A 13,269-nucleotide genomic window follows, 5' to 3' on the forward strand; every position below is an offset into this window, starting at 1 on the left:
TTGAACCGATGGCACGAAGGCATCCGAGGCACCAAAGGCATCCGAGGTTACACATGGATGCCTTGGATGCCTCGGATGTCTTGGATGCCTTCGTGCGATCAGTTCAGCAGAATCGCAGCACGGGCGGAAACCCGGTCACTTCCCGCGACGCCCCCACACCGGCGCGGTCGGTTCCGTGTTCAACCGGTCGTTCTTCCAGGTGCTGAGCAGCCGTAGCGCTTCCTGCGTCGCCCGTTCCAGCTGGGGATCTCGGCCACCAATCACCTCTTTCGGGAAGTTCTCCACGTCGATGTCCGGCGCCACGCCTTCATTCTCTACCGCGAACTTGTTGTCGCGTGAGAAGAAGCCGAAGCGCGGCGCAATCATGGACCCGCCATCCACAAACGGCGGGGTATCGGTGGTGGCCACCAACCCGCCCCACGTGCGTGCCCCCACCAGCGGCCCCAACTTGCGACGCTTGAACATGTACGGCATGAGGTCTCCACCCGATCCGGCCATTTCGTTGATGATCATGACCTTGGGCCCCCAAATGCCATTGGCCGGGCTGGTGAACGGATAGCGAGCGCCCACCGGGTTGTTGAAGTAGCCGTCGTAGTCGCGCCCCAACAGGTCCACGATGTAGTCGGCCGCCGACCCACCGCCATTGAACCGCTCATCTACCACCACACCCTGACGGTCCTGCTGTGCGAAGTAGTAGCGATTGAAGCTCGTGTAGCCTGGCTGCCCCGTGTTCGGCAGGTAGACATACGCCAGCTTGCCGTTGGACACGCTGTCCACATACCGACGGTTCGCTTCCACCCACGCCCGCGTACGCAATCCCTGCTCGTTGGCCACCGGCAGCACCGTAATGGTCCGGGCGCCCTGCATATCCGGGCGGCTGTTCACCGTGAGCACCGTTTGCCGATTGGCCGTGCCATCAAGCAGGCGGTAAATGTTGTCCGGTGCACGCAGCTCCACGCCGTTGATCGCCAGGATATAGTCCCCGCGCGCCACATTGACCCCCGGTGTGACCAGCGGCGCCCGCAACTCGGGGTTCCAGCTCTCCGCATCGTAAATGCGGGCCAGCCGATAGCGACCGCCTTCAATGGTAAAGTCGGCACCCAGCAATCCACCGCTGCCATTGGGCACCTCGGGGTAGTCGCCGCCCCGCACATACGAATGCCCAATGGCCGTCTCCGCTCCCATGTTGTCCAGGAGGTAGTTGAGATCCGCCCGGTGATTCACGTGCGCCAGCAACGGCTCGTACATCTTCTTCACCGCCGCCCAATCGGTACCGTGCAGATTCTTCACATAGAAGTTGTTGCGCTGATTGCGCCACCCTTCGTTGAAGATCTGCTTGAACTCCTCGCGGGGGTCGATGTACGCGCGCAGCGTCACGTTGAGCCGTCCGCTCCCGGCGGCCGGAATGGCCTTGTCCGCATCCACCAGGAACAGGCCACCAGCAGCCCCACCAGCACGGTAGAGCAACTTCTTGCCGTCGGCACTCACGGTATACTGTGCCGCTCCCATCACGAACGGCTGCGCCCGTCGGGTGCTTAGCTGGAACCGGTGCAGCGTATTGCTCCCGCCGCCACCGCCCTGACCGCCGGTGGTGCCCATCGCCGGTGTGGGCTCAAGAAAGAACACCGTGCCGGCAGGACCGGCGCGCAGCTCGCCATAGTCACGCTCCACGAGCCCCTGCACCGCCACGATCCGCTGCTGAATGCCGTCAAAGTCAATGCGCACCGGCCGCGGTGCCGAGGGCATGGCATCTCCACCGCGGCCACTGTCCGGACGAACACGCGGCGCTGCCGCCGCGGCCGGTGCGGCACTATCCCGTGCCGCAGCTGAACGGGCGGCTTCTTCATCACTCTCCGGGAGCAACGGCGACGGCTCGCTCTTTGACAGAATGGCCATGTACAACGCGCGCGTCTCCGGGCGGTCGTACTTGGTCATATCCAGCAACGAGGAATTGAGCGCGAAGTTCGTGCTGGCAAAGAACCACAGATACTTGCCACTCCCATCCCACGCCGGACTGGTTGCGTCGGCCAGGCCGTCCGTGACCTGCTTCACCACGCCGGCATCCACGTCGTACACAAAGATGGCGCGGAAGAGCGACTTGAGCCGCTTGGGGTAGGCGAGATAGCGCGAGTCCGGGCTCCAGACGGGGACGATCGATCGATCCATCATGAAATACGGATCGGAGTCTGCCACCTTCGCGCGCCCGCTCAGGACATCCACCAGCCAGACGCGGAAATGGGAATCCTGAAACGCAATGGTGCGTCCGTTCGGCGACCAGCTGGGGAAGTACGGTCGGCTGGGCTCCGGCAGCGCAATGGTGCGCTTGGCGCCCAGACCCTCCTGTGGAGCAATGATCAGCTGATACTCACCCGATTCATCACTGAAGTAGGCCACGCTGCGTCCATCGGGAGACCACACGGGCGCAATCTCAGCGGCGCCGCTGCTGCGGGTGAGATTCCGCACATCTCCCTTCTCAGCCGGGATCGTGAAGACTTCACCGCGCGCGTCCATCACCGCACGCTTGCCGGTGGCCGACAGCGACATGCTCGCGCCACGATTCGCCACGTCCTTCCACGCTGGCATCATCCACGGGAAATCCCCCACCGCCGAGATGGGGACGATTTTTGATGTACCCGCACGCGCATCGAGTTCATGCACATAGCCGGCCTGCTCAAAGACGACGGTGTTGCCGGCCGCGTCGAGCGCCTTCACATCAAAGTCTTTGAAGCGTGTCACCTGGGCCAACCGCTTGGCCGCGAGATCATACGACCAGACATTGGCCACACCGTCACGATCGGAAATGAAGTACACCGCATTCCCCACCCACACCGGATCCGTCTCCTTGCTCCCCGCAAATGGCGTGGTATCAAGCGCAAACGTCTTCAGATCCAGAATCCAAATGGGCTTGTTCTGCCCACCGCGATAGTTTCGGCGTTCTTCATCCCATGAACTCGGCATCCGGTACGCCACCTTATTGCCGTCAGCCGAGAGCTTCCCCTGATACGCGCGTGGCATGGGCATGGGATTCTCCACCCCGCCCTCCACCGGTACTGTCCAGAAACGGGGTGCGCCACTGGGGGCCCACGTGGCACGCGGAGAAGCAAAGACCACCGATTTGCCATCAGGGGCCCACCCCTGCACCACGTCGCTGGATGGGTGCCACGTCAGTCGTTTCGGCTGCCCCCCTTCAACGGGCACCACATACACATCGGTATTCCCGGCATACTCGGCGCTGAACGCGACCAGCTTGCCATCGGGAGACAACTTGGGGTTCTGCGTTTGCCCCTGGAAGCTGGTGAGGCGTCGCGCGTTTCCGCCGGCACGTTCCACCACCCACACGTTGTTGGCGTAGGCAAAGGCGATGTGCTGGGCGCTCACACTGGGTGTGCGCAACAGGCGGGTAGGAGACTGCGCCCCGAGAACGGGCGTGACCAACGCCAGGACAAGCCCGGCGGTGTAGAGGCACCGGACTTGGTGCGACGGCAGGGGAGAGGCCTTCATAAACGACTCGGCGAGGGCGTGAACGATCGAGGCCATGCCGAATCACGGCAAAAGCTGGCCCGAGCCTACGTTACGATGTGATCGCGTCACCCAACAGAGTCCGGACGCCGCTTTCCCTCGGTCCCTGGCCTGCGTAAACCCGTTACACGCCTAGTACGACCAGAGAATCCCGTCGCGGGCAGCGGCCATTGTTGCATTCAACACCGTCTGCGCACGGTCGATCACCATTCCCTGCGCGTCCCGGCGAATCCGCTCGAGCCGGACGCGAACACCATATTGTGCCCCGGGAACGAGGCCATTCAGCCCCACCTGTCGTGCGGGCCATCCCCACTGGTTGCCGGCAATATTTCGACCGTCGGCATCCAGTGGGACCACAGTGTTCGCCACCATGGTGCCACCACCTTGCGCCTGATCCTTCAGGCGGACCTCGAATCGCACCTGCGCGTTGGCGCCAGCCCACGCAACGGATGCAGTTGGCAAGGACAGCACGACGATCGCTCCCGTGTCTTGCGCGACGCGAGTTTCGGTCCACTCGCGACGGTGCAGCCGGTCATCGCGCAGCATGTCGGCGCTTACGACGTGCAATGACGGTTCCTCGATACGCGGCGCACGAAGATCGTCAAAACCACCGAGCTGCGCCCGCACACGCATGGCCAGATCGTCGTGGAGCGCGGTGACATTACTCATGGCCACCCCCACAGCATTGGTGGCGCTCAGAGCCCCATGAGTGCCCCCCAGCGGGCGCATGCGATTGGCAACGGAAACCATACCGAGTCCAACGCGAAAGCCATCACTGAGTGAGACCAGAATGGGCGCCGGATTTCTGGTCGCGTCCCGATGCCCGTGCACGATGCGCACCACGGCGATGGGATACTCGGCATCGGCGGTATATCGGGTCCACGCCTCGGCAGAGGCAAAGCCCTGCGCGTCCATGGCCCCATCGCGTTGCATGCGAGCCACCCGACTGGCGAGCGCCAAAGGATCACCGCGCAGTGGCGCATACCGATACCGCTCAACATTTCCGCGCCGATGCCAAAGCACATGTGCGAGGGCGGTGCGGTCTGCACCAAGACTATCCACTCCGGCGCGTTGTACCACATACAAGGAATCGGCGCGTCGCGAGGTAACGATGTCGACGCCTTTCACCGACGCCAGCAGCTGCGCCACCCGTTCCACGGAGTCCGGATGGCTGAAGACTCCGAAGCCGGTCGTGACACCGTCGACGCTGAACGCGACGTGATTTGGCGAGGCAATGGCGGGCGAAGCGATGAAGCCCTGGGCCGCAAGTTCCTCCACGATGGGAATGAAGGCTGCCTCCCACGCCCGATTGTGCCCGTGATCCGACAGGAGCACGATCTCCAGCGTCTTCCCGGTACGGCGTTGATACTCCTGCTGCAACGCGGTGAGCCGACCGTCGAGATGATCGAGATACTGCGCCACGTTGCCGCGGGTGTGCTGCAAGGCATCAGGACCAACGTTGTACAGGTACGCGGTCTGTCGTCCTCTCGTGGAGAGAATGTACTTGACGTCGTCGTCCACCTCGCGGCGTGCTACGGGCCAGGAGATGAGGTACGCTCCCAAGTGATGAAACTTGGTGTCGAAGGCATAATCCATGCGCTCTTCGTATTCGATGGGACGAATTGCGGAGAGCGCGTCGCCCAGCACGGCGTTATGTCGCGTACTGAAAAACACGCGTTGGTATCCGGCGGGAGGATACACCCCGAAAACGGCGTGCCACGCAATGTCGCTGATGGACGGGAAGGTGGAGACCAGTCGGGCCGGCTCCTTGAAGGCGGCAAACCGTCCGCGCGCGCGGGCAGCCATCAGGTCCCGGTAGTCCAGACCGTCCAGCGCCAGCACCACGCGCCGGGGCAGCTCCGTAGGGGGAACCGTACGGCGGAGTGGGGTACAGGCAGTGGTCAGGAGCACCAGCACCGGTACCAGCGACATCCTGAGCTTGCTCCATATGTCTGCGGGACGCATGATTCATCGTAGCGGTCGCCGTGTTCCGCACAAGTCCGTCCACGCCAGCATTATTGGCGCCCCTTTGCGATTCAGCCCTTTCATGTCACGACCAGTCGCGGTGTTCCGTGCGACACTCGCTGCCGCGCTGCTGTTGGCCACCGCGCTGTCCGCGCAGACGCCGGTGCAAGCCACCGGCACGGTGAAGGGGGTGGTCAAGAGCTCGCTCGGGCTCCCCATTGGTGGCGCACAGATGCGCCTGGTCATTCCGATGGGCGGCAACACGCCGGTGGTTGAGTCCGACGACAACGGCACGTTCACCGCCACCAAGGTCCCGGTAGGCTCCGTGTGGCTCGTGGCCCGTCGCATTGGTTACCGTCCGGATTCGGTGCAGGTCACCGTGATCGCCGACCAGGCAATCGAAGCTTCCGTGCAGCTGGAGCGCATTGCGGTGGAGCTCTCCACCGTGCGTGTGCTCGGGCGCCGCGATGTCGTGGGGCATCTGGCCGGGTTTTACCAGCGGATGGGCTACGGCAACGGACGCTTTTTCACGGCGTCCGATCTCGAACGCCGCAACGCGGTGCACATGACCGATGTCTTTCGCATGATTCCCGGACTGCGCATTGAAACGCGGGGATTCCAGAACTCCGTACGCATGCGTGGCAGTCGCTGTGCGCCGTTGGTGTGGCTGGACGGGCAACCGTTGTACGCCGGCGAGATTGACCTTGATGCATTCGACCCCAAGAGCTTTGACGGCATTGAGATTTACAGTGGTGCCGCGAGTGTCCCGGTGGAGTTTCAGGGCAATCAGCGCATGAGCAGCGCCTGTGGCACCATCGTTCTGTGGTCGAAGCGCGGCGAGCTCCGCGAACGCAAGCGCAAAAAGGATGAACCTACGCCAGCGACTCGCATTGCCGAGATGCTGGAGACTGGAAAGGCCTTTGTGGTGACCGACGTGGATGCGGTCGCGCGCCCCGATTCGTTCAACCTCATTCGCCCCATTTACCCCGACTCCCTGTTCGAAGCCCAGGCCCCGGGACGTGTACTCGCCGAGTTCGTGGTGTCACCAAGCGGCGAGGCCATCATGGACACGTTCAGCGCTGTCACCACCACCAATCGGCTGTTTGTGGAACCAGTGCGCCGCGCCGTGCGCGAGCAGCGGTTCACCCCTGCCATGAAGCAGGGAAAGATGGTGCAGCAGGTCATGCAGTTACCCTTTGAGTTCGTCCCTGACTCCACCGCCCGTCGTCGAAACTAAGTCAACCATGTCATTCCATCCCCTACGAACTGCGGCCATCGCGATGACCGTTGTTACCGCCATCCTCGTCGCGACGCCTCTTCCGGCGCAAAAGGCGATGGCGCGCAAGGAGATTGGGCGTACGTCGGTGGGCACGCCGACACCGGTTTTCCTGGAACCACGAACCGTTTCGCGCGAAGGCACCGTAATCACCGCGGCTATTCGGGTCGCGCTGGTGCCGCCACTCAAGCACCCCAAGGGCGAACTGAAATCATCGCGGACCGTTGGCATGTACAACTGTGCCACCAAGACGGTCGCGACCAAGGAGAGCTGGTATTACCTGAACGATGCCGGCACATCCGAAGGCATGCACCGGCAGGTCAAGATTCCGGGGTTCGGGCCAGTGGGGAAAGGCTCGGTGGCAGAGGTCGCGCTCACCTACCTCTGCGCCAACACGAAGTAGGCCGCTCTTGGCGGCCTATCGAAGACGCGCCGCCAGCACCACACCGCCAATGACGGCGGCCGCGCCAAGCATGCCCAACGGCGACAAGTGTTCGTTCCAAAGCAAGAACGCCGCGACAACCGCCAGTACCGGCTCCAGCGTCGCGATCGTCGAGGCGCGCGACGGACCAATGAGCTTGATGCCGTTGGCGTTGCACAGATAGGCGCCATACGTGGCCACTGTGGCCAGAAAGGCAATGGCCCCCCAGGCTCGCCAGGTGAGCATGTGCCAGGAGACAAACGGGAGCAGCACCACGGCGCCCGTGGCCAGGGCCCACACCATGACACGTGCGGGCGCATTGTGCGCAAACAGATTACGCCCCAAGAGAAAGTAGAGCGCGTACGCCACGCCCGACCCGAGTCCCCACAGCACCGCCGCCGGCGTGGCCGTGATGTGTGCCCCACCCGTCGCGGGAAAGAGTGCCACCAGAATGACACCGGCAAGTGTCAGGAGCAGGGCCCCTGCCTCTCGGGCCGATACGCGTTCGCGCAGGACAAAGTGCGCCCCCAACGCCACCCAGACGGGGGCCGAATACAAGAGGATGGCGGCCAGCGCCGCCCCACCCCGCTGCACACTTTCGAAGTAGGACACGTACAGCCCGGCGACGGCCACGACGCCAAGTCCCATGGCCCACGGCCGGTCGGGCGCGCGCAAGGCGTGTGCACGGGTAACGCTCGCGTGCGTGTAGAACAACAAGGCCGCGATGGTCGCCCGCCAGAACGCCACGGTGAGTGGCGGCACACCTTCGGCGAACGCAATGCGCGCCACCGGCCCCAACAGGGCCCATTGGAGCGCCGCCAGGACAATCAGCGACGCTCCACGTTCTTTCCTCATTGGTCACACATGCGCGTATGTCCGGACCGGCCGTGGCCGGTCAGGCCATCTTCGCCTGCAACCGTCGATCAATCGCGTCGAGGAAATCTTCCGTGTGCAGATACGGAGTCGTGCGATCAATGAGGATGGCCAGGTCCTTGGTCATCTCACCCGCTTCCACGGCTTCGATGCACACCTGTTCCAGCGTGTCGGCGAACGCCACGAGTTCGGGGGTCCCGTCCAGCTTGCCACGGTGGGCCAGCCCGCGCGTCCAGGCAAAGATGCTCGCAATCGGATTGGTGGACGTCTTGTTCCCCTTCTGGTGCTCACGGTAGTGACGCGTCACCGTCCCGTGCGCCGCCTCCGCTTCCATCGTCTTGCCGTCGGGCGTCATCAGTACCGACGTCATGAGCCCAAGTGAGCCGAAGCCCTGCGCCACGATGTCCGACTGCACGTCGCCGTCGTAGTTCTTGCAGGCCCACACGTAGCCACCTTCCCACTTGAGCGCCGACGCCACCATGTCGTCAATGAGACGGTGCTCATACGTGAGTCCCTTCGCCTCGAAGTCGGCCTTGAACTCGTTGTTGTAGACCTCCTCGAACAGATCCTTGAACTGGCCGTCGTACGCCTTGAGGATCGTGTTCTTGGTGCTGAGGTACACCGGGTAGTTGCGCTGCAGGCCGTACGTCAGACTCGACCGCGCAAAGTCGCGAATGGAGTCATTGAAGTTGTACATGCCCATGGCCACGCCGCCGTCCTGGCCGAACTTGGCGACCTCGAACTGCATCGGCTCACTGCCATCGGCCGGCGTGTACGTCATGGTGACCGTGCCCGGGCCCGGCACCTTGAAGTCGGTGGCCTTGTACTGATCGCCGTGCGCGTGACGCCCCACCACAATGGGCTTGGTCCACCCCGGCACCAGCCGCGGAATGTTCGAAATGATGATCGGTTCGCGGAAGATCACGCCGCCCAGAATGTTGCGGATGGTCCCGTTGGGGCTCTTCCACATCTTCTTGAGGTTGAACTCCTTCACACGCGCCTCATCGGGCGTGATCGTCGCGCACTTCACCGCCACGCCGTACTTCTTGGTGGCTTCGGCGGAATCAATGGTGACCTGGTCGTTCGTGGCGTCGCGATGCTCAATGCCGAGGTCGTAGTAGTCGAGCTGCACGTCGACGTACGGCAGGATCAGCTTGTCCTTGATGAACTGCCAGATGATGCGGGTCATCTCGTCGCCGTCCATCTCGACGACGGGGTTCACAGCTTTGATCTTGGCCATCGTGGGGAGTGCCGGGTGATTCGGGGTGGTGGACTGCCGGCCGCCCCAGTCGGGGCGGCGGGGAACTGAATCCGTGCAAGATGGGTCCCGAACTGCACGGGGACCAGTGCGCCCGTGGACTGCCGGGCGGGGGCGATGGGTACCAAACACAGCGCGCCGCTCCGGCAAACCGGAACGGCGCGCTGCGCATCAGCAGGTAACCCGTTAGGGCACGGGTGTTTCCGGCGTCAGAACCCGGCGACGTTGAGACGGCCGCCGGTGACCACCTTTCCGGCAAGGGACGGGGTCGACGCAGCGCTGCTCATAATGGCGGTCTTGATCTGCGCCGCCGAAGCGCCGGGGTTGAGGCTCGCGTAGAGCGCCGCGGCACCACTCACATGCGGCGTGGCCATGGACGTGCCATTGTAGCTCGCGTAGCCACTGGTGACCGGCCCATTCTTTCTCGTCTGCCGCGGAACCGTGCTCCAAATGGCGCTTCCCGGCGCACCGATGTCCACCGTAGTGGCTCCATATTGCGAAAACGAGCTCAGCGCACCGGTGCTGGTGATGGACGCCACCGCAATAATGTTGGAGCTGGTGTACCCCGACGGATACGAGGCCGTGGCATCGTTGTTGGTGCCGCTGTTACCGGCGGCAGCAATAAACAGGATGCCGGCCGTGTTCGCGCGATCGATGGCGTCCTTCAGCGCCTGCGAGAACCCGCCGCCGCCCCAGGAGTTATTGGTCGCGACAATGTTCAGGCCCTTGCCCTTCAAATTGGTGAAATAATCCACCGCCTTGATGGCATTGGCCGTCGTACCGCCCCGACTGCCGAGAAACTTGGCACTCAGCATCTTCACGTTCCACACCACACCAGCCACACCTTTTCCATTGCCACCAACGGCGCCAATGGTGCCAGCCACGTGCGTACCGTGGTCGTCGGCCACGCCATCGAAGACGGTGTTGTTGTTGCCGGCGAAGTCCCAGCCATAGACATCATCGACCAAGCCATTGCCGTCGTTGTCTATACCGTCGCCTTCCACTTCACCCGGATTCACACCGGCGTTGGGTGCCAAGTCTTCGTGCGTGTACATGTAGCCTTCATCGATGATGCCGATGTACACGCTATTGCTACCGGTCTTCCCCGCCGCCCATGCTGTGGCCGCTCCGGTACCATACAGATTGGCCGGACTGGTTGACGCGCCGTACATCCCCCACAACGACCCATTCGTGAAGTACGTGTCGTTCGACGTCGCCTGATGCTGATAAATCCAGTTGGGCTCCGCAAACTCCACATCGGGATCGGCTTGCAGCGCCGCAATCGCACGAGAAAGGTCGCCGTTCACTTTGATGCGGGTGACACCCACCCGACGTCCGCGTGAGCGCATGGCCCCGGTGAGAATTTCTTCCGACACCTGCCCGCCCACCCGGCCCAGCGCCCGACCACGGCCCGTGGCCGTGATGCCTTCCTTGAACTGCACCAGCAACTCACCGGCCACGAACTCCGGTGGCCCCGCCTGAACGGCCGCCATGGCATCGGCGGCACTCATGAAGGCGGCTTCACTTTCTGGGGCGGTCAAACTTTGCTCGGGAGAGCAGGCGGCGGCAAAGGCCAGCGAAGCGGCAGCGGTCAGGCGGGAGAGACGTTGAGCGGTGGGGCGCACGGTCACAGGTGACTCCGGTAGAGGCGGGACACAACGCATCAGCGGGGGATTACCCGCACGGTTGCTGTGCTACAATGTGAACGCGTCACCATGTCGTCAAGTCACACTGGTGGCCTACGTGAGGCTCAGGGGCCAAGCCCGCCGCGGCCCACGACCGGCTACGTACCCACAGCCTCCGGGTGCGTCATCGCCAACACCCGTCGAAGTTCATCGCGCACCAACGGACTGCCACTCTGCCGCAGGTACTCGACCAGCACCGGAGAGGCACAGCGAAAGCCGCCATCCTGCTCCATGGCCAGCCCAAGTTCCACCAGACGTTGCCCCAATACGCCAGCCCGCAACCTTGAGATTCCGTGGAGGTGCGACAGCCGGTCAAGCGAAACCGCCGGGCGCGCACGCCATTCAGCCAACGGCACGGGGTGCCCCTGCTCCATATCGAGCGCCAATGATAACAGCACGGTGCGCGCCACATCGTCCAGCGACTCTACATGCTGCTGTGCCCGCGCCGCCAACGGCGCAATACATGGCGCGGCCAATGAATGCGTCTGCCACTCGGTCGATATCGCCCCCCAGCGTTGCTGCATCAGTTGCAACGACGCCTGCACATACCCCGGCACGCCGTGCGACCCGTGATGGATACACTCGGCAACCGCGCGCCACCCCGAGGGCACACGAGAGAGTTCCACCAGCATGCGCTCAACGCCTTCGATCGACAACGGCGCCAGTTCCACTCGTCGACTCGATCGCGCAAAATCGGCCCACGCAGGGTTGTTGCGCTCTTGCCCAAGGTCATCCGCCCCGGTGAGTAGCCAAAGGATTGGCGCCTCAGTGGTCCGCATCGCCACTGCCTGCAATACGTTGGCGCTTTCGCGGTCATACCACATGGCGTCATCGAGCGCCACCACCGCCACGGTGTCTTCACAGATCGCGAAGAGTGCCTGCGCGAGTGCCTCCTGCAGTCGAATGGAGAACGTGGCATCTGAGGGTGGTAGTGCCATGGCGCTTCGCCGCAAAGCCGGGAATCGCTCCTCCAACGCCGGCACGAGCGTCCGCAACGTCTGCAGGTGTGTTTCGTGCACGCCGCCCAGAGCGGCGAGGTCCACCATCTGTTGAATCAGCGCTGCGGCGGCACCATACGGCATCACCGGGGCATGGGGTGGCGATGCCGCCGCTATCACGGTCGCGCCACGCATCGCGCACATGGCCGCGACATCCTGAAGTAAGCGCGTGCGCCCTGCCCCGAGTCGCCCTTCGAGTGTCACGCCACTTGCACGGCCACTCTGTGTCACGTCATCAAACGCCGCACCGAGGGTCGTCCACGGCACATCCCGTTCACAGAGACTGGCCAACAGCGAACGGGGAGGGTCAACCTGTACCTTGGCCGTCCCGGCGGCTGGCACGGCAACGGCGCCGTGGACGGGAGTGACCCAACGCACCGCGCGCAGACGCTGCATGGCGTTCCGAATACGATCACCTTCTGTGTCGGTTGCCCTTCCCTCCTCCGCCAAACGTCGAAGGGCCTGGTCGCCAAGCGTGTGGACACGCGCGTCGTCATGCAGCAGTACCGCGGCGTCAATGGCCTGGCAGGCCGCGTCCACCGACTCCGGCACGATGTCCAGCCAGCGCTCGGCAGCCGCCAGCGCGGACGCATAGTCGCGACGGGCCGTGGCCTCTTGCACGGCGCGCGCCAACGACGCCTGTGCCAACCGCACCAGACGCGCCCTGGTACGGTCCCCCCAGTGCAGAAACTCCGGGGCATCCTCGGCGGTCACGTCCTCCAGGAATCGGTGCACATCCGTTTCACACGCCTCTCGCGGTTGCCTCTCGTGGAGGGCAAGGAACTGCAGCACGTCGCAGCGGCAGGCAGAGGCGAACGGCTCACGCTGCAACGACACCATCGTGCGATCGGACCGCAGCGCCTCCCCACACACGTCTCGCAGCTTGCTGAGCGCCTGCCGCAAAGACATTGCCGCGTGCGCCTCATCGCTGTCGGCCCAGAGCAGCGTGGCAAGGTGCGCCCGCGAATGTGGACCGGGTTCAACGGCCAGGTAGGCCAGCAGGGCGGCGGCTTTCCGCGGTAACGGCACCCGCTGACGTTCGCCATCCCGCAGCGAAAGTCCGCCACACAATTGCAGGGAAAGCCCCGTGCGGGCATCAGCCAGCGGCATGCATTACGCCATTTGCGCAGGAGAGTCGAGCCCATCCGGTGAACGCCCTAATGTCCTTCCCGTACGGCCGAAGGGCCAGTGAGGACCCTTTCACGGAAGCCCCGGGGGCTTTCACGATGCTTTCACACCCCTCCCGTAAGCTCTCCCCAGGTCCGCGGCGAACG

8 protein-coding genes are annotated in these 13,269 nt (G+C 63.7%); 2 read left to right on the forward strand and 6 right to left on the reverse strand.

What is annotated here, in order from left to right; genetic code table 11:
• Nucleotides 1-135: 135 nt before the first annotated feature.
• Together GEMMAAP_RS11795 and GEMMAAP_RS11800 are read right to left on the reverse strand one after the other, a co-directional pair.
• Nucleotides 136-3,537 carry a S41 family peptidase gene (locus tag GEMMAAP_RS11795; protein ID WP_238588127.1) on the reverse strand — a complete coding sequence of 1,134 codons (3,402 nt, stop codon included), beginning with the start codon at nt 3,535-3,537 and terminating at the stop codon, nt 136-138.
• Between the two features lie 114 nt (nt 3,538-3,651).
• Nucleotides 3,652-5,484, reverse strand: a complete 1,833-nt coding sequence (locus GEMMAAP_RS11800) for a hypothetical protein (protein ID WP_158514837.1) — start codon at nt 5,482-5,484, stop codon at nt 3,652-3,654.
• Nucleotides 5,485-5,566: 82 nt separating this feature from the next.
• Here GEMMAAP_RS11800 and GEMMAAP_RS11805 point away from each other — a divergent pair, with 82 nt between their 5' ends.
• Both GEMMAAP_RS11805 and GEMMAAP_RS11810 read left to right on the forward strand, forming a co-directional pair.
• A complete protein-coding gene (locus tag GEMMAAP_RS11805) occupies nt 5,567-6,721 on the forward strand; it encodes a carboxypeptidase regulatory-like domain-containing protein (RefSeq protein ID WP_026849615.1) in 1,155 nt (384 codons plus the stop codon).
• Nucleotides 6,722-6,728: 7 nt separating this feature from the next.
• Nucleotides 6,729-7,163, forward strand: a complete 435-nt coding sequence (locus tag GEMMAAP_RS11810) for a surface-adhesin E family protein (protein WP_145979111.1) — start codon at nt 6,729-6,731, stop codon at nt 7,161-7,163.
• A 15-nt stretch (nt 7,164-7,178) separates the two neighbouring features.
• Here the strand turns inward: GEMMAAP_RS11810 and GEMMAAP_RS11815 are convergent, their stop codons facing one another.
• The 4 genes from GEMMAAP_RS11815 to GEMMAAP_RS11830 all read right to left on the reverse strand — a co-directional run bounded on the left by GEMMAAP_RS11815 (nt 7,179) and on the right by GEMMAAP_RS11830 (nt 13,105).
• Complete coding sequence (locus GEMMAAP_RS11815; RefSeq protein ID WP_026849613.1) at nt 7,179-8,036, reverse strand: DMT family transporter; 858 nt, start codon at nt 8,034-8,036, stop codon at nt 7,179-7,181.
• 40 nt (nt 8,037-8,076) lie between these two features.
• Nucleotides 8,077-9,294, reverse strand: coding sequence for an NADP-dependent isocitrate dehydrogenase (locus tag GEMMAAP_RS11820; protein ID WP_026849612.1), 1,218 nt, complete (start codon nt 9,292-9,294; stop codon nt 8,077-8,079).
• 227 nt (nt 9,295-9,521) lie between these two features.
• Entirely contained in the window at nt 9,522-10,937 is a 1,416-nt protein-coding gene (locus tag GEMMAAP_RS11825) for a S8 family peptidase (RefSeq protein ID WP_043580852.1), read from the reverse strand.
• A 158-nt stretch (nt 10,938-11,095) separates the two neighbouring features.
• Complete coding sequence (locus tag GEMMAAP_RS11830) at nt 11,096-13,105, reverse strand: AAA family ATPase (protein WP_026849610.1); 2,010 nt, start codon at nt 13,103-13,105, stop codon at nt 11,096-11,098.
• Nucleotides 13,106-13,269: the final 164 nt, after the last annotated feature.

This window comes from Gemmatimonas phototrophica (assembly GCF_000695095.2).
In the GTDB taxonomy this organism is placed as follows: Bacteria; Gemmatimonadota; Gemmatimonadetes; order Gemmatimonadales; family Gemmatimonadaceae; genus Gemmatimonas; species Gemmatimonas phototrophica.